Source organism: Dactylosporangium sp. NPDC051541 (assembly GCF_044454505.1).
Classification (GTDB): domain Bacteria; phylum Actinomycetota; class Actinomycetes; order Mycobacteriales; family Micromonosporaceae; genus Dactylosporangium.
In genome coordinates, this window is record NZ_JBITDU010000005.1 from 542,861 (window position 1) to 560,038 (window position 17,178).

Annotated in this window: 14 protein-coding genes; 6 read left to right on the forward strand and 8 right to left on the reverse strand. The window is 70.8% G+C overall.

Translation table 11 applies throughout. The features are described from left to right. Positions 1–9: 9 nt before the first annotated feature. Both ACIA8L_RS26230 and ACIA8L_RS26235 read right to left on the reverse strand, forming a co-directional pair. The gene (locus tag ACIA8L_RS26230) at positions 10–1,869 is read right to left on the reverse strand and encodes a choice-of-anchor P family protein (RefSeq protein WP_395908952.1); all 1,860 of its coding nucleotides are present in this window, start codon (positions 1,867–1,869) and stop codon (positions 10–12) included. A 153-nt stretch (positions 1,870–2,022) separates the two neighbouring features. Beyond that, positions 2,023–2,760 (reverse strand): FtsK/SpoIIIE domain-containing protein, encoded by a 738-nt coding sequence (locus ACIA8L_RS26235; RefSeq protein ID WP_395908953.1) that lies wholly within the window; start codon positions 2,758–2,760, stop codon positions 2,023–2,025. Between the two features lie 42 nt (positions 2,761–2,802). On the opposite strand from ACIA8L_RS26235, the gene ACIA8L_RS26240 reads away from it, so the two are divergent. Further along, entirely contained in the window at positions 2,803–3,186 is a 384-nt protein-coding gene (locus ACIA8L_RS26240; protein WP_395908954.1) for a YccF domain-containing protein, read from the forward strand. A 1-nt stretch (position 3,187) separates the two neighbouring features. On the opposite strand, the gene ACIA8L_RS26245 is transcribed toward ACIA8L_RS26240, so the two are convergent. The 6 genes from ACIA8L_RS26245 to ACIA8L_RS26270 all read right to left on the reverse strand — a co-directional run bounded on the left by ACIA8L_RS26245 (position 3,188) and on the right by ACIA8L_RS26270 (position 12,941). Further along, positions 3,188–6,316 (reverse strand): helicase HerA domain-containing protein, encoded by a 3,129-nt coding sequence (locus tag ACIA8L_RS26245; protein ID WP_395908955.1) that lies wholly within the window; start codon positions 6,314–6,316, stop codon positions 3,188–3,190. Then, positions 6,313–6,876 carry a hypothetical protein gene (locus ACIA8L_RS26250; protein WP_395908956.1) on the reverse strand — a complete coding sequence of 188 codons (564 nt, stop codon included), beginning with the start codon at positions 6,874–6,876 and terminating at the stop codon, positions 6,313–6,315. Before ACIA8L_RS26250 ends, ACIA8L_RS26245 begins: the two co-directional genes overlap by 4 nt. After that, entirely contained in the window at positions 6,876–9,059 is a 2,184-nt protein-coding gene (locus tag ACIA8L_RS26255) for a helix-turn-helix domain-containing protein (protein ID WP_395908957.1), read from the reverse strand. Before ACIA8L_RS26255 ends, ACIA8L_RS26250 begins: the two co-directional genes overlap by 1 nt. Positions 9,060–9,189: 130 nt before the next feature. Further along, positions 9,190–10,455: a glycoside hydrolase family 3 N-terminal domain-containing protein gene (locus ACIA8L_RS26260; protein WP_395908958.1), complete on the reverse strand. Its 1,266-nt coding sequence runs from the start codon at positions 10,453–10,455 to the stop codon at positions 9,190–9,192. A gap of 123 nt (positions 10,456–10,578) precedes the next feature. Further along, positions 10,579–12,231 carry a sulfatase-like hydrolase/transferase gene (locus tag ACIA8L_RS26265; protein ID WP_395908959.1) on the reverse strand — a complete coding sequence of 551 codons (1,653 nt, stop codon included), beginning with the start codon at positions 12,229–12,231 and terminating at the stop codon, positions 10,579–10,581. Then, positions 12,231–12,941, reverse strand: coding sequence for a CDP-alcohol phosphatidyltransferase family protein (locus tag ACIA8L_RS26270; RefSeq protein ID WP_395908960.1), 711 nt, complete (start codon positions 12,939–12,941; stop codon positions 12,231–12,233). Before ACIA8L_RS26270 ends, ACIA8L_RS26265 begins: the two co-directional genes overlap by 1 nt. A gap of 108 nt (positions 12,942–13,049) precedes the next feature. Between ACIA8L_RS26270 and ACIA8L_RS26275 the strand changes: the two genes are divergently transcribed. From ACIA8L_RS26275 to ribA, 5 genes are read left to right on the forward strand one after another with little or no spacing between them, the layout of a single operon-like run. After that, a complete protein-coding gene (locus tag ACIA8L_RS26275; protein ID WP_395908961.1) occupies positions 13,050–14,021 on the forward strand; it encodes a zinc-binding alcohol dehydrogenase in 972 nt (323 codons plus the stop codon). A 1-nt stretch (position 14,022) separates the two neighbouring features. Further along, the gene (locus tag ACIA8L_RS26280) at positions 14,023–14,421 is read left to right on the forward strand and encodes a 6-pyruvoyl trahydropterin synthase family protein (RefSeq protein ID WP_395908962.1); all 399 of its coding nucleotides are present in this window, start codon (positions 14,023–14,025) and stop codon (positions 14,419–14,421) included. Further along, positions 14,418–15,446: a glycosyltransferase family 4 protein gene (locus ACIA8L_RS26285; protein ID WP_395908963.1), complete on the forward strand. Its 1,029-nt coding sequence runs from the start codon at positions 14,418–14,420 to the stop codon at positions 15,444–15,446. Before ACIA8L_RS26280 ends, ACIA8L_RS26285 begins: the two co-directional genes overlap by 4 nt. Positions 15,447–15,501: 55 nt before the next feature. Then, positions 15,502–16,530 carry a YbhN family protein gene (locus ACIA8L_RS26290; RefSeq protein ID WP_395908964.1) on the forward strand — a complete coding sequence of 343 codons (1,029 nt, stop codon included), beginning with the start codon at positions 15,502–15,504 and terminating at the stop codon, positions 16,528–16,530. An 11-nt stretch (positions 16,531–16,541) separates the two neighbouring features. Then, on the forward strand, positions 16,542–17,174 hold the full coding sequence (gene ribA, locus ACIA8L_RS26295) for a GTP cyclohydrolase II (RefSeq protein ID WP_395908965.1): 633 nt from the start codon (positions 16,542–16,544) through the stop codon (positions 17,172–17,174). Positions 17,175–17,178 lie beyond the last annotated feature (4 nt).

Genomic DNA, 17,178 nt, shown 5'->3' on the forward strand with positions numbered 1-17,178 from the left:
TTCACAGTGTCAGACGCGGCAGGGGTTGCCTTCCACGTCGGCGTGGGCCGAGGCGATCACCACGTCCGTCCCCGGCAGGTGCAGCGCGAGCGCCTCCTGGGTCACGCTCGTCGCCGTCGTCGTCGTGGCGTTGAGCTTCAGCGAGCCGACGACCAGCGGCACGGTCAGCGGCGCGCTGCCGACCGGGACCGCCAGTCCGTTGATCTTCAGCGAGGCGATCGACGACGAGCCGGCGAAGGTCGCCGTCCCGCCGCTGCCGCAGGTGGCCGACGCCTTGGCCTGGATGACGCCGACCTCGATCGTCGTCGGGGTCAGGCCGGCCACCGTGATCTTCACCGTCTGGACCGACGCGGTGGCCGTGCCGTTGTCACCGGCCGCCGGCGCGGTGGTCAGATCGTCCGGCGTGAGCGCCGTCGTGGCATTCAAGGTCGTCGACTGTACTGTGACGAGCCCGGACGTCAGCGACAGCGAGGCGGCGGTCTTGGCGTCGTCGGCGCACGGGACGTTCGCCGGGTTCGCGGCCGGCGACGTCAGCGGCCCGACCCGCAGCACCCGCGACGTGCACGAGAACGTGCCGTTGCGGTCGTCGTCGACGATCGTGCCGAGACCGCTGCCGTCGGCGATCCCGGCGCCGCTCGCATTCGCCAGCGCGACCGTGTAGGTCTCGGCCGGCTCGTCGGTCGTGTCGTTGACGATCGGCACGACGATGGCCTTGCTGGTCTGGCCCGGGTCGAACGTGAGCGAGCCGCTCGTCGCGGTGTAGTCGGCGCCGGCGGTGGCCGTGCCGTTCGCGGTGGCGTACTGCACCGTCACCGGCAGCGGCGACGCGGGCCCGCTCAGGGCGACCGTGAAGCTCGCGGTGCCGGCGTTCTCGTTGACGGAGACGTCGTTGATGCTGAGGTTGCGCACGACGACCGCGATCGTCTCCACGAACGCGGCGCCCTGGCTCATGCCGTCCACCTTGAAGTCGACCTTGCACTGGTAGGTGCCGGCCGGGGTACCGGGGGCGACCGCGACGTGCTCGGTGAAGTCGGCGGTGGCCCCGCTGTCCACGGTGCGCTCGGCCGGCGCGAACGTGACCGCGAGGCTCGGGCCGCAGTCGAAGGTGGACGGTGCGACCTTCACCGTGATCGCCGAGATGCCGGCCAGGATCGCCGCGCTGACCTCGCCGGCCGGCACATTGGGCAGGTACACGCCGCCGGTACCGGAGGTGATGGCCTCGGCCTGGCCGCCGGCGTTCATCCCGCCGACATCGACCGCCACGACCCGGATGTGCGCGGCGTTGAGGGCGGCGATCGTGTCACCCAGGGAGTGGCCGATGCTCGGATCGTGCGACGGCGCGTCGCCGAAGATGACGATGATCCGGGTGCCGCCGGTGCGGAAGTTCACGGCCCCCGTCGACAGCTTGTACAGCGCGTTGAGCTGGTCCTCGGGGAGGTCGCCACCGCCGTCGGCCGACCACTGGTCGATCCCGGCCTGCACGGCGCCCTGGTCGGCGGTGATGTCCTGGCGGACCGTGAACGGCGCCGAGTCGTCGACGTCCTTGAACTCGGCCACCCCGAATTGCGCGGACGGCTGGGCCGCGGCGATCTGACCCATGACCGAGCCGGCGTTGGCCCGCACGTCGGCAATGGGGTCGAACATGCTGCCGGTGGTATCGGCCAGAAACACGATGTCCGGCTTCGGCGGTACGGGAGCCGTCTCCACATGTTTGGCGACGTCCGCGGATTGCCCGGGCCCGAGGGCCAGGTTGACCAACCCCGGAGTGACGCCGGGCGCGGCCATTGCCGCGACGGGGGTGAATGCGACAAGGGCGCCGGCGGCCAGCGCCAGCGCCGCGACGGATGCCGTTTTGCGGGGGTACGACACGTGCTCCTCCTCGTGGTTCGGCAAACCCGAGAAGAGTCAAGCAATGCGATTGTGCGCGGGGCCAGCACTTGTGCGATCGAAGTGGTTCTTGTACGGGCAGCGCTGGGCCGCCGTACCAATTCATCCCTGCGAGTTTATGAATGCGTTGGCCACTCACTCATTCAATCCACCATTCGTGGACGTGTATAGAAGCGGACGTTCGCGCACCCGCCCGGCGACGAGGGCGCCGAGCCGGGCGTCCAGATCGGGGACGTATTCGGCCTTGAACCGCACCGGCGCCTCCGCCCCGCGCACCAGGAACCCGAGCCCCGCCTCGAACGGCAGCGCGAAGGCGTCATCCGTGCCGAGCACGAGCCGCGACTCGGCCGCCGTGAACATCCGCAGCACGATCCGGTTCGCCAGGTACGTGTCCAGCCCGCGCAGCCGCCCGGCGTCGAACCGCTGGCCGGCCATGACCAGGTGCACGCCGAGCGACCGCCCGACCCGCCCGATCGCGATGAGCGTGTGGACGAACTCGGGGTCACTCGTGAGCACCTCGGTGAATTCGTCGATGACGACGACCAGCTCCGGCTTCGGACCGACGGTCTGCCTGCGGATCAACTCGTCCCGCAGTACCGTCGCCAGCCTTGGAACGTCACCCGGCGCCCACATCTCGACGGCCAGCCCGGCCAGGTGCGGCAGCCGCGCAAAGGTGCGGAACGTGGCCCCGCCGTGGTGGTCGACCAGCAGCACCACCGCCTCGTCCGGCGGGTAGCGCTCGGCCAGCCGCAGCACGAACGCCCGCAGCAGCTCCGACTTCCCGGACCCGGTCGCCCCGACGACCAGCGCATGCTGGAGTGACAATGCGACCGGCCGCTTGTCGGCCGCGACCCCGATCGGCACCTCGAGCACCGCCACAGCATAGACATTGCGGCGGTACGCGATGATCTGAGTGTGATTCGCTTCGTCCTGAACGTCCTGTGGGTAATCTTCGGCGGCGGCCTGGTCCTGTTCCTGGGCTACGCCCTGGCCGCCCTGATCTGCTTCGTCCTGGTGATCACGATCCCGTTCGCGATCGCATCCTGGCGCCTGGCGATCTACTCCCTCTGGCCGTTCGGCCGCACCGTCCAGGCCAAAAACGGCGGCGGCGGCGCCATCACCGGCGCAGCCAACATCATCTGGGTCATCGTCGCCGGCTGGTGGCTGGCCCTGACTCACATCACGGCCGGCATCGCCCTGTGCGTGAGCATCATCGGCATCCCGTTCGGCATCGCCCACTTCAAGCTGGTCCCGGTCGCCTTCTGGCCCCTCGGCCGCGAGGTCGTCGACCTCGACTGAGTCAGCGCCGCCCGGCCCGCTCGACGACCTCCTCGGTCGTGAGCGGCGCCGCCGGGTGATGGCTGAGGCACAGGGGCGTGCGGACCTTGAGCGGCGGTTCCCCCTCCACCGCAACGTAGAACTGTCCCGTCTTCAGGCCGCCGACCTCCGGTACGTCGCCACCCTTGACCCGGGCCAGCTCCCGCGCCGCGTCGACCTGCACCTGCGCGTTCAAGAGCCCGTAGAACTGGGTCGTGGCGTTGCCCGCGATCCGGTTGTGCAGCCCCTTCGGCGCCTGGGTGGCGAAGATCAGGCCGAGACCGTACTTGCGGGCCTGCGCGGCCAGCGCCAGGGTGCTCTGGGTGCAGGCGGTCATCGCGCCCGACGGTGCGAGGGTCTGCGCCTCGTCCATCACGAACAGGCCGAGCAAAGGCCGGTTCCGCGCCGGATGCTTCTTGATCCAGGCGAACAGTGCCATCTGCAGCTGGTTCACGAACCCCTGCCGGGCCTCCTCGGACGGCAGCCCGATCAGGCTGATCACCGAGATCCGGGCCCGCTTCCCGGGCGCCGGGGTGAGCAGGACGCCGGGGTCGGCGGGCGCGCCGCGGCCCCCGAACATGGGATCGTTGTCCATGGCCGCAGTGAGCGACTGCGCCAGGCCGGCCGCGATCTTGTCCGCGTCGGCCAGGCCGCTGACCCCGTCGGGCAGTTCGGCGAGCAGCCCGATGAGCCCGGGAAGGTCACGGCCGCCCTGGCGGGCGAAGTGCTCCGTCGCCTTGCGCAGCACCGCCAGGCCCAGGTGCGCCTTCGTCGTGCGCCCACCGAGCCCGGCCCGCGGCGCCAGGGCCGCCACCGCCGCCTCGACCGCCTCGGCGAACTCGTCCGGGTCGCCACGCACGGCCCCGAAGTCCGGCAGCGGCTGAAAGCTCAGCGGCCGCCCCGCCTCCCGGCGTGGCGTCCAGACCACGACCTCGGTCCCGGCCAGATACTCGGCGGCAAGCTCACGGTCCCCGCTCCCCCAGGCCTCCGGCGCCTCCGGCCACGGATCGCCGAGCCGGGCCAGGTCGTTGTTGGGGTCGAGCACGATCGCCGACACGCCGTGCAGCGCGCACTCCTCCACCAGCCGCCGGATGAGCACCGTCTTGCCGGACCCGGACCCGGCGAAGATGGCGACGTGCTTGCGCAACGCCTCCAACGGCACCCGAACCGGCCGCCCACCGTCCTCGTCACGGCCGACCACAATCTCCGCCGCGACCGGCTCGGCCGCCCGCAGCGCCACCCGCTCCCGGGCCTCCGCCTCGTCCCACTGGTCGGCATCGCCCAGCGCCTGCCGGAACAACCCGACCTCGGCCGTCGGCTGCCGCTTGACCAGCCACGCCTGCAACTCCGTCGGGCTCTCGTCGCGCAGCAACTCCCGCAGCGCCCAGAGCGTCCGCAGATCCGCATCGTCGACGCCGAGGGTCAGCCCACCGGCCCGATGAAATTCCTTGACCTCCTCCTGCGTCTTCGCCCCGGCCGACCAGGCCCCGTTGCGAACCAGAATCAGCTTGCGCTTGGGCACGTCTGCGGAGAGCCCGGCGGCCCGCTTCGCCCGGCGGAACCGGTTCAGTGCCGCGATAGCCTGATGGGTGTCGCTGACGGCGCGGAAACACCAGTGCACCTGGTCCTCGGTCCCCTCGTCGAGCGTCCGCCGCAGCCGCGCGTGCAGGTCGGGATTGGCACTGGGCGGCGGGTCGAGCGTGAACACCTCAGCCCCTTCCCCATGCTCAAGAATCCACGCCGTGAGCCCAGCGGCCAGCAACTCCGGGAACACCGAATCCTCGGTAGCCCCGTCCAACGCCGCCGCGACTTCAGCCCGACGCCGCAACTCCTCAAACCGCTCCTCAAACCGCTCATGCACCTCGTCGGAGGCCTCGGGCGTCACCGGGACCGCGATTCCAGGCTCAACGTCTTGGATCGTGTTCAGATGCTTCAGCTCTCGAAGATCGCCCGATCTCAGGCAAGCCCGGACGTGGCTGTCGATCTCGATGAGGAGCTGGCGTGGCGTGTATTTGCCGGCCTCGGAGAACGCCGTCGGCCGGACCGGCCAGGTCGGATAGGGCGGAGTGAACCGCAGCTCTTTGTAGCGATCGGTGAATCGTCGCTCAACAATCTCCCGAGCGAGACGCGCGTCAATGACGCCTTGGAGCACCGGGGTAGTGCGGAACCGATCGGCGACAGTGTTCGTCGCTCGTCTATCGATGAGTGTCCAGGTATTGGGCAGGCACGCCACGACGGTCAGCGTCCGGCGAGTTCGCTCCCGCAGGAGCAGAAGCCCACCGGCGACGCTCTCGAGGGCAATCGCCTGCCTATAGGCGGCCGGTGCGTCGGTATTGCGCAACAGATCGCCGCTGAGGTGAGACTGGGCGACCAGTGTGTCGATCTGGTCCACCGCGATCACCGATGGACCGGTGAGGGCCAACAGCAGCGACAGCTCGTTGACGATGTCCTCCGCAGTATGCCGGCGCCGGATGCCCCAGGAGACGAGCTCGCCGTCGACCGGCTCATCGCTCGGGATGAAGTAGCTATCGGCGATGTCGCGGTGCTCGGGCTTGGTGGAGGCGCTGAGGGCCAACGCGCGCGCTGTGTCCCGGCTCTGACCCGCCTCATAGGAATAGGACGCCAGGAGCCCTTTGATGAATGCCTCCAATGCCTCGCGAGTCAGCTCGGTCTCTCCCATCACCGCCCGGCGGGCCGCCCGTGGCGCTCCGATACGGGAGGTCAGCCTCCGCAGCAAAAGACGCAGCTGGGTCGTCTCGCTACCCGGGACCGGCCGGACCAGACTCTGCCGCATGTACGCCAGCACACTGGGCCAAAAACCTTGTTCATCGAGCAGGCTGACCAGGAAGAAATATCCGCCCCTGGCCTGTACACGTTCCCGGAGCCAGCCGAGCATGTGCGTTTTGCCGGAGCCACGCCGGCCCAGCATGGCCAGGCTCATTGCGCTGGGACCGGAACTGGCCTCAGCATCATCGAAGCCGGCCAGCAGTTCGTCCGCCACATCCCCGTGCAGGCCGTTGACGTGCAGCGGCGACTGCCTCCACACGTCGTCGGGCACCGGCGCCCAGTTCAACCGAAGGGCGGCAAGGGCGGCGCGTTCTTGTTTGTTCATCGCATGCCGATCGCCAAGAGATGCCTGGGTTCGCCGCCGATCCGCACGGCCGCACGACGATCTTCTGGAGTGAGCGTCTTCTGGTTGGCCTCGGGCTCGAGTTGGACGTTCGGAGCGTCATACAAGCGCTCGAGAGCCACGTCCAGGTCGCCCTTCGACACATCGCCGAACAGTGGCCGAAGCCGGGTCAGGCTCACCCACGCACCAGGCTCGGCGGCGAGTTCGATGTAGGCCGATCGAATCCGCCGCTCCAGGTCTTGGGGAACCACCGGCAGGTAGGAGGCATGCAGGGCGGCCAGGGCGATCCAAACCGGCATCGCCTTTGCCGCGACTGGCAACGGGCCCTGCAGCACCTTCCGGCCCTCTGACGTCAGTCTGTGCTTGTACGGCCGGCTTTTGGTGTCGGACTCGATGTAACCGATCGCGTTGAGCGGGCCGTAATTGTCGCGGAGCAGCCGGACCCCGTGGGCCTTGGCCATTTCGGTGTTCGAGATCTCGCCGCCCGCGAGCTGCAGGAGGATGAGGAACGCGTAGTCCGTCGGGGTCAGTTCGTCAGACATCAATGGTCCTTCCGGATCGGGGGTGGGAGGGGCGTTCCGTCGGCGGACAGGCCGAAAGCGCGCAGATAAGCCACCTGCGCCGGGGTCTTGAGCTCGTCGGCCGTGTAGAGGGCGAGCAGCCGGTCGGCCGCGCCGAGCGTGCCGGCCTCCAGTTCGGCCTGCAGGCCGGCCACGTCGCGCAGTGCGAACAGCAGCGCACACAGCTGGCGGGCCGCCTCCGGGTCCGTTCCGGCCGCGGTCCGGAGCGCGGCCAGTTGGGACGCGTCACCGACGGGGTGGACGTCGCCGGCGTGGGCCTTCGACAGGCGCAGGTTCGCGGCCTGGTCGCCGGCGCGGACGCGGGCCTCGAGCCGGTCGAGGTCGCCGCGCGCGAGGTACAGGTCGGCGAGGGCCTCGGCGGCGTAGGTCTGGCCATGGTTGGCGCGTTCCTCCAGCTCACGGAGGCGGCCAAGGTGGACCAGGCGGTCAACCAGGTCCTCGCCGGCGGGCATATCGCCGGTGGCGGCGCGCTGGCGCAGGCCGTCGAGGACACCGCCGTCGGCCAGGATGTCGTCGAGGCGCTGCCGGACCGCCGGATCGGCGGCCGCGGCCGGGCGTAGCCGCTCGACCTGGTCCCAGAGCTCCTGGGCCCGGATGAGGTGCCAGCCCGCGGTGCGGTCCCGCGGGTCGGTCTGTAGGCGCCAGCGCAGGATCCGGATCCCCGATTCGAACCGGTCCTGGCGGATCAGGAGCTGGGCGAGTTCGGTCGCGGCCGCTCCGTCGTAGAAATCATTGGCGAGCCGTTCGAGTGCGGTCTCGGCGTAGACGAATCGGAGCCGGGCGGTGGCGCTGTCGGCGAGCCGGCGCAGGTCGGCGGGGCGTTTGAGCTGGGTGACGAGCGCGTGCCAGGCCTCGTGCGGCACGCGCTCCGTCCGCCGGTGCCGGCCCAGATGCTGGGCGAGGTAGTCGGCGACGATGTACCCGGCGAACGTCCCGGGCCGTCCGTCGTCCATCCTCCGCAGCGGCGCCACGTCGCCGCGCAACGGCCGGGTCGCGTGCGGCCGGGCCTGCCCCAGCCACACATCCTGCGCTGCGACGCGGTACTGGCCGGGCAGATAGCCGAACATGGCCGCGGCCAGCGTGTCCTCGTTCAGCGGCGACTGGACGCCGAGCCGGTGCGCGTCGGCCGCCACGGTGATCATCGCCTTGGCGTAGACATTGGGGGCATTGACCCAGGCGCGCACGAGGGCGGGCCCGCCGGCCAGGACCTGGGTCACCCCGGCGTCGGTGGTGTCGAGCGCGATCCGGATCCGGTTGTCCCTCGTCGCCTTGTGGTCGGCGTCGTGCAACTCCGCTTGGGTGAAGGCGTCGGGGACGTCGATGATGGTGGCGATCTGCAGCAGGCGGCGCACGTCGGCGGCCTCGTCCGTGTCGCGCACGCCGAGCGTGCTCCGTGCGTCGTACTGGTCCGGCCACAGGGTGCCGACGACGATGTTGGGCTTGCTCAGGAGGCCGCGGATGCAGTCTGTGGAAAGGTGCGGGCGGCTGCCCAGGTAGAGCTGGAGCTCGTCGAGCCAGAAGACGGTCCGGCTGGGTGGCTCATGCCGAAATTGCAGCAGCTCCTCCGTCTTGCCCGGCAGGACGAGCCACCAGTTCGGCGCGACTTCCAGGACCGCCTCGTACAGCGAGCGGGTCTTCCCGGTCGACGAACCGCCGACGAGCACCACGAACCGGCCGCGGTTCGTGCTGTCGGTGGCCAGCGCGGCCCGGAGCAGGAAGTCGAAGTCGCGCTCGACGTACGTGGGAAGGTCGTCGGCCGCCCGGTCCACGATCGCGCTGTGGATGCCCAAGGCCCGGGGCAGCGCGGCGTCGAACCGGTCCAGGGTGGACCGGCGCGCGGCTATGCGCCGTTCCGCGGCCCCGATCCGTTGCCGCGCGTCCAGCCATGGCCGATGCGATGGCTCCGGAACGTCGCAGACAACGAGCAGGGCCAGCAGGATTCGGGCACTGATCAGGGTCCGGCCGTTGAGTGCCGCGCTCATCGTGGTCTTCTTCAGCGGCAGCGGCCGGTCCCGGGTTCTTCGCTCGATCTCGGTGAGCGAGAGTCCCCGGGTGTCGCGCAGGGCGTTCAGGGCCGCACCGAGCTCGGCTCTCGTCCGGGCGCGGGCGGGGTCGAACATTGATTCGGGCGTCAGCGGGCTCACCCCCAATCGCCGGCCCTCGCGGGTGGACCACCGATGTGGACGTCACGCTACTGACGGACGGTTGGGAATGGCATCGACAACCGTCAGGACGGGCGAGCCGTTCGGGCCACCCGTTCCGGCTATCGGCAACTTAGCCGCAGGAGGCGAGGCCGGCCTGGATCTTGCTCTGCAGCACGCGGGTGGCGGACTGCTTCACGCGGGCGGCGAATGCTGGGTCGGCCTTCGCGGCCGTGACCAAGGCCTCGGTCATCGGGGCGGCGTCGGCCAGGCGGACGCTGAGGGCCATGTCGCCGCCGGCCTGGATGAACTTCACGGCGCGCTGGCCGACCGGGGTCGAGCCGACGGCCACGGCGGCGCCCAGGTCGTCGGAGAGGACCAGGCCGTTGAAGCCGAGTTTCTCGCGGAGCAGGCCGGTGACGATCGGCTGGGAGAAGGCGGCGACGTTCTTCGCGTCCAGTTTCGGGTAGGTCGCGGAGGAGATCATCACCGCGGCCGAGCCGGCGGTTAAGCCGCTGCTGAAGGGCTTCAGGAACGGGTCGTCGGTGGTCATGACGGCGTCCTGGGCGCCCGTCGACGTGTCGGTGTTGACGCGGACCCGGCCGAGGCCTGGGAAGTGTTTGAGCGTTGTCAGTACCCCCGCGCCTTGAATTGCTTGCACCACCGTGGCGACGTCGTCGGCCACGGGGTCGGGGGTGGAGCCGTACTGCCGCTCGAAGCCGCCGATCGGCGGGTTGTTCTTGCCGACGTCGGCCGGGACCACGTCGGCGACCGGCGCCAGGTCGATCGTGATGCCGATGCCTTTGAGCAGGGCGGCCCACTCGGCGGTGCGGGCCTTCAGCGTGGCGTTGTCCAGCTTGCCCTGGTTGACGGCGGTCGGGATGGCCGGGAAGTCGTCGCCCTTGAGCGTCTGGACCTGGCCGCCCTCCTGGTCGATGCCGATCTGCAGGGCTGTGCCACCGTTCTGCTTGGCGGCGTCCTGCAGCTGCGCGATCTGCTGGCGGAGGGTGGCGGCGGAGGCGGACGAGCGGCCCGCCAAGAAAATGCCGCCGATATGGTACTTCTGGATCGTCTGCGCAGCCCCGAGCGGCGAACTGAGCGGCGTTCCGATCATGAGCAGCTGCGCCGCCTGCTGTTCCAGGGACAGCTTGCCCACCAGCTGCTCGGCGCAGCCGGCGGCCGCGGCCGAGGACACGGGTGGCGGTGCGCTCTGCCCCGGCGCGGCATTCACAGGCGGCTTTCCGGATTTATCCGAATTGTCGGAATTGTCGGACGAACCAGACACCGCGAACGCCACCCCGCCACCGATCAGCACCACGGCGACCAACGCCACGACCGCCCACGCGGGGAACGGCCCGATCCTCCCGCGCTCGGCAAACCGGCGCGTTCCTCTCGGCATCCGTTCGACTCCATCCACAGGGCAAGCAGGGCAACAAGGCAGGCGCTCACGACAATACGCAAGCCCCGCCAGACCCGCCCATCGGCGAAACCGTCAGCGGTGCACCGTCAGAAAGCGAAACCGTCAGCGGTACGCGGTCAGGAACTTGTCGCGGAACTGGTCCATCCGCCACACCGGCGCGCCGTCCTTGGGCCGCAGCCCGTCCTGCCAGTTCCAGCTCGAGATCTTGGCGAGGACCTTCGGGTCCTTCGCGACGATCGTGATCGGGACGTCGTGGCTGGCCGTGTCGCCGACGATGATCGGCGAGGGCTGGTGGTCGCCCAGGAACACGAGGACGAGATTGTCGTCACCGTAGGTCTCCACGTAGGAGATGAGGGAGCTGAGCGAGTACACGATGGAATTGCGGTATGCGGTCCGGATCTTGTCGGACGTCCGCCAGGCCACGTCCGGCGGGTCGCCGTCGGTGCTCATCGTGTTGTAGACGGTGCCGTCGCCGACCTGGTCCCAGCCGACGAGCTGCGGGATCGGCGTCCACGGCGCGTGGCTGGAGACCAGCGGGACCTCGGTGAACGTGGGCTGGTGGCCGGGCTGGCGCTCGAGCCGCTGATACGCCGCGAGGGTGAACTGGTCGGGCACGGGCACGTAGCTGAACTTCGGGCCCTTGTAGCCCATGTTCCGCGAGTCGTAGAGGTCGTGGTACTGGAAGAACTTCCCCTCGGGCCAGTCCCGGTCGTTGGCCGGGAAGATCCCGCCGACGTGCCACCCGCCCCGCCGGAACGCCGCGTTGAGGGTGAACCGGTCGCCCGCCAGCAGCGACGAGCTGCGCTGGTTGTTGTCGACCCACAGGCCCGACAGCAGCGTCTCGTGCGCCATCCAGCTGCCGCCGCCGGTGATCGGCGAGGTCAGGAACGCCGTCTTGGCCCCGAACCCGAGCGACTGGAGCTTCCGCGTGCCCTCGTCGAGCACGGCGTTGACCTGCGGGGCGTACTGCGGGTTCTGCACCGCGTCGCGCCCGTAGCTCTCCACGAACGTGAGCAGCACGTCCTTGCCGCGCAGACCGGTGAGCAGCTGCGAGCCCGGCACGTCGCGGAACGCGTCGACCTGCGCCTGCTGGCCGAACTTCTCCCCGTCGTTGATGTCCCGCCGGACCAGCGAGACCTGGGTCCCGATCGCGGCGACGGCACCGTCGGAGGCGGCCTGCAGGCTCAGCACCCCGCACACCGCCCAGGCCACGGCGAGCACGGCGGTGGCCCGCGTGACGGCCACCTGGTGGCGCACCGCGAGCTTCGCCAGCCGCCGCAGCGTCAGCGTCATGACCACCGGCACGGCCACGATGACGAGGCCCAGGATCACGGTGACCAGGATCGCGGCCGGCTGGCCCAGGGACGAGCTGACCAGCCCGTACGCCGGCTGGAGCAGGACCCAGTCGAGCACGGGGTCGAACGGCCGCGACAGTGCGGTGTAGAAGCCGAGATTGAACAGCCGGATGATGAACAGCAGGCCGAGGACCACCCCGGCGACGACCAGGACGAGGGTGCGGGCCCAGCCGCGGGTCGCGAGGAAGAGCGCGACCAGCAGGAGCCCCTCGATGGGGATTCGAACAAAGCCGCCGAGGGTGTACTGCGTGAGCCGATCGGGCGTAATCAGCGTGAACAGCACCACCGCCGTGCCGAGCAGTGTCCCGATCCACACCAGGACCTGCCGGACCCGGTGCCGTTTCGGCTCCGGCGGCACCGCGGCCGGGACGGGTGGAGCTACGTCGACGTCGAGCGCCATCAGGAGGCCGCCGCGACCGTGAGCGACTGCCGCCGCCAGCGCCACAGCACTTCGGACCCGAACGACTCGACCAGGAACAGCAGCGCGATCGCGACCACGGTCGTCGTCACCGACAGCGGCAGCAGCCCGGAGGCGGCGACGGCGAGGGTGACGCCCTGCATCGCGGCCACGACCTTGCGCCAGTAGCGCGGCGGCACCGGGCCGCGCAGCCACGGCACCAGCACGGTGGCCAGGCCGATGATGTACCGCATCAGCCCGATCGCCAGCACCCACGCCCCGACCGACTCGGCCACGAACGCGCTCAGCACCAGGATCAGCCAGGCGTCGGTCTCCATGTCGAAGCGCGCGCCGAGCGGGGTGCAGCTGCCGGTGCGCCGGGCCACGTTCCCGTCGACCGCGTCGAGCGCCAGGGCGACGGCGCTGAGCGTGACCAGCACCGAGATCGACACGGGCTGCGTGAAGGAGTCCGCGGTCAGGGCCGCGATGCCGCCGATGAGCCCGGCCCGCAGCAGCGTCACCCAGTTCGCCGCCCCGAACGCCTCCGCGCCGGAGCGCTGCAGGCCGTGCCCGAGCGCGATGAAGGTCACGACACCACTCGTGAAGCCGACCACCCAGCCCGCGGTACCGAGCCCGACGGTCCCCGCGAGGACGTTGAGCACCGCGAAGTGGAAGATCAGTCCGATGGTGGGACCCGTTCGAACGCTCGGCATCATCGCTCCGTCTACGAGGCTGTGCTGGCTGACCATGAACTCGTGAGTGCATACGCTCAAGGCGGCGGATCGGTTCGATCGCATTCCACCAACAGAGAGCAGGAGCAGATGGCGAAAGCGTTCTGGACGACCGCGTCCGGCGGGGAGATCCGCCCGGTCGAGGTACCCGCGCCGGGTGAGGACGAGGTGCTGGTCCGGACGCTGTACTCGGGTGTGAGCCGCGGCACCGAGACGCTCGTCTTCGCCGGGGCCGTCCCGCCCGACCAGCACAGCGTGATGCGCGCGCCGTTCCAGGACGGCGACTTCCCATACCCGGTCAAATACGGCTACCTCAATGTCGGGGTCGTGGCGGCGGGCCCGCCGGAGCTGACCGGGCGGACGGTGTTCTGCCTGTACCCGCACCAGACCGAGTACGTCGTGCCGGCCGGGTCGGTCACCCTCGTACCCGAGGACGTTCCGGCCAATCGGGCAGTTCTCGCCGGCACCGTCGAGACGGCGGTCAACGCGCTGTGGGACGCGGCCCCGCTGCTCGGCGACCGGGTCACGGTGGTCGGGGCCGGCATGGTCGGCTGCAGCGTCGCCGCCCTCCTGGCCCGTTTCCCCGGGGCCGAGGTGGAGCTGGTCGACACCGACCCGGCCCGCGAGCCGATCGCCGCCGCCCTCGGTGTGACGTTCGCCCACCCGGACGCCGCCTCGCCCGGCCGCGACCTGGTCGTGCACGCCAGCGCCACCGAGCCGGGCCTGCGGCGCGCCCTCGAGCTGCTCCGCCCGGAGGGTACGGTGCTGGAGCTGAGCTGGTACGGCGACCGCCCGGTCACCCTCGCGCTCGGCGGCGCCTTCCACTCGGGCCGCCTCACGGTCCGCAGCAGCCAGGTCGGCACCGTGTCCCCGGCCCGCAGCGGCACCCGCGGCTACGCCGACCGGCTGGCCCTGGCCCTGCGCCTGCTGCGGGACCCGGCGTTCGACGCCTTGATCACCGGCCGCTCGATGTTCGAGGATCTTCCGGCGGTCCTCCCCCGCCTGGCCGACGGCAGCCTGCCGGCCCTGTGCCATCTGATCACCTACGACAGGAGCGAGTGACGTGTACAGCCTCACCGTCCGTGACCACATGATGATCGCCCACAGCTTCCGCGGCGAGGTCTTCGGCCCCGCCCAGCGGCTGCACGGCGCGACCTACGTGGTGGACGTGTCCTTCTTCCGCCCGCAGCTCGACGCGGACAACCTGGTCGTCGACATCGGCCTCGCGTCCGAGCAGCTCAAGGACGTCCTGTCGGCCATGAACTACCGCAACCTCGACGACGAACCGGACTTCGCGGGCACCAACACGTCGACCGAGATGCTGGCCGCGGTCGTCGCCGACCGCCTGGCCGACCGGATCAGGACCGGTGCCCTGGGGCCGGGCGCGAGCGGCCTGGAGCGGCTGGCCGTCACGCTCCGCGAGTCCCACGTGGCCTGGGCGACGTACGAGCGAAATCTGTGACGCTGTTCGCCGTCCTCCCGAACGACATCGACGATCCCGCCACCCCCAGTGGCGGCAACCGCTACGACCGCGAGCTCTGCACGGGGCTGGCCGACCTGGGCTGGAAGGTGCGCGAACTTCCAGCCGCGGGCGCCTGGCCGGCTCCCGCTCCGGCCGAGCGAACGGCCCTGGACCAGCTCCTGTCCGCCCTCCCGGAAGGTTCATCGGTGCTGGTGGACGGCCTGATCGCGTCCTGCACGCCGACGGTGCTGGAGGCGCACGCGCACCGGCTGCGGCTGATCGTCCTGGTCCACATGCCGTTCGGCGACGTCGACCAGGCCGCCCGGCCCGCCGAGCTGAGGGCCTTGCGGTCGGCCGCCGCCATCATCACGACCAGCCCGTGGAGCAGCCGCCGCCTGACCGACCTCTACGGCCTGGCCTCGGTGAGCGTCACACCAGGTGTGGCCCCGGCCCCGCCGGCGCCCGGCTCGGGGGCCGCCGGAGCCTTCCTGTGCGTAGCCGTGGTGGGCCCGCACAAGGGTCACGACGTCCTGGTGGAAGCCCTGGGACAGCTGACCGACACCACCTGGACCTGCACCTTGGTCGGCGCCCTGGACCGCGACCGCGCTTTCGTCAACGCGCTCACCACCCGGATCAGCGCGCTCGGATTGACGGATCGCATCCGCCTCGCAGGCCCGAAAACCCCCGCCGACCTGGACGCCTACTACGAGAGCACGGATCTGCTGATCCACCCGTCCCGCGGCGAGACTTACGGCATGGTCGCCGTAGAAGCCCTGGCCCGCGGCATCCCGGTCCTGGCCACGACGGCGAAGGGCTTACCGGACGCGATCGGCGTGGCCGCTCCACCAGGCTGGCTGGTCCCACCCGACGACCCGGACGCCCTGGCCGAAGCCCTCCACCGCTGGCTGACCAACGCCGCCCTGCGGCAACGACTCCGCGCCGCCGCCCGCACCCGCCGAGCCACGCTGACCGACTGGAACGTCACCGCCCGCGAGGTCTCCGCCGTGCTGGCAGCGCGGAACTGAACCGGATCAGGCCGGGCGGCGTATGAAACAAGAGATCGTCCGGAAGGAGTCCGCCATGCCGACCGCCGCCGCGCCCGCGCCCGCATCCGCCGAGGTGCCGGCCGACGCTGCGCCGGCGCAGGCGGAGACGCCGGAGACGAACAGGCCAGGGACCAGGACGGCGAAGGCCGGGCGGCGGGTCAACTGGGGGTTGGTGCAGACGGTCGGCGGCGTGGCGGTGCTCGGGATGCTGGTCTGGCGGCTCGGGAGCGGGCCGTTCCTGGCCGGGCTCAAGCTGATCGACGCGTGGGCGGTCCTCGCCGCGTTGAGTGTCGGCGGGGCGACGATCGTGGCGTGTGCCTGGCGGTGGCGGCTGGTCGCCCGCGGGCTGGGGCTGCGGCTGCCGCTGCGGACCGCGACCGCTGAGCTGTACCGGGCGTGCCTCATCAACTCGACGCTGCCGAGCGGGGTGCTCGGCGACGTCGACCGGGCCGTCGGGCACGGCCGCGCGGAAGGGGATGTGTCCCGCGGCATCCGGGCCGTCGTGTGGGAGCGCAGCGCCGGGCAGGTCGTGCAGATCGCCCTCGCGCTGACGCTGCTGCTGGCACTGCCCTCGCCGGTGCGGCCGTTCATGCCCCGGATCGCCGCCGTCGCCGGAGCGGTCGCGGTGGTCGTCGTCGTGCTGGCGCTCGTCGCCGGGCGGCGCGGGCCGCGGTGGTGGCGGCAGGCGGTGCGGACCATGCGGACCGACGTGCGTGAGGTGCTGCTGTCCCGGCGCGTCTGGCCCGGCGTCGTGTGCTTCTCCGTGGTCGCCGTCGGCGGTCACCTCGTCACGTTCCTGGTGGCCGCGCGGACCGCCGGCCTCACCGTCCCGGCGGCGCAGCTGCTGCCGCTCACGCTCCTGGCCCTGCTGGCGATGGGAATCCCCGCCAACATCGGCGGGTTCGGGCCGCGCGAGGGCGTCGCGGCCTGGGCTTTCGCCGCCGCCGGGCTCACCGCCGACCAGGGGGTCGCAACCGCGACCGTCTACGGGGTACTGGTGTTGGTAGCCAGTCTTCCCGGCGTCGCGGTCCTGCTCTTCCGCCGACGCACAGTAGCCAGCTGAAGAGGAGAACGATGTTCGAGACATTGCCCGGGGCAACCATGCGCACGCAGGTGACCGTGCCGCTGCGGCTCCTCGACGGATACTCCACCACCGCCCGCCTGTTCTCGTTCCACGGCCTGGTCGACGGCCGTGAACACGTGGCGTTCGGGCTCGGTGACTGGGCGGGTGCGGTCAGCCGCGCCGCCGGCGGGGGCGCCGCGCCGCTCGTGCGCCTGCACAGCGAGTGCCTGACCGGTGACATCTTCGGCAGTGAGCGGTGCGACTGCGGGCCGCAGCTGCGCGAGGCGATCGAGCGGATCTCCGAGGCCGGCGGGTTCCTGCTGTACCTGCGGCAGGAGGGGCGCGGCATCGGGCTCTACTCGAAGCTCGACGCGTACGCGCTGCAGGACACCGGCCTCGACACCTTCGAGGCCAACGTGGCCCTCGGGCACGCCGAGGACGAGCGCGACTACTCGGCCGCGGCCCAGATGCTCGACGCGCTCGGCGTGCAGCGGATCCGGCTGCTGACCAACAACCCGGACAAGGCCGACCAGCTCGACACCCTCGGCGTCACGGTGGCCAGCGTGGTCCCGACCGGCATCTTCCTGAGCCCGGCCAACGCGAGCTACCTGGCGGCCAAGGCGAGCCGGGCCGCGGCCCGGTGACCTG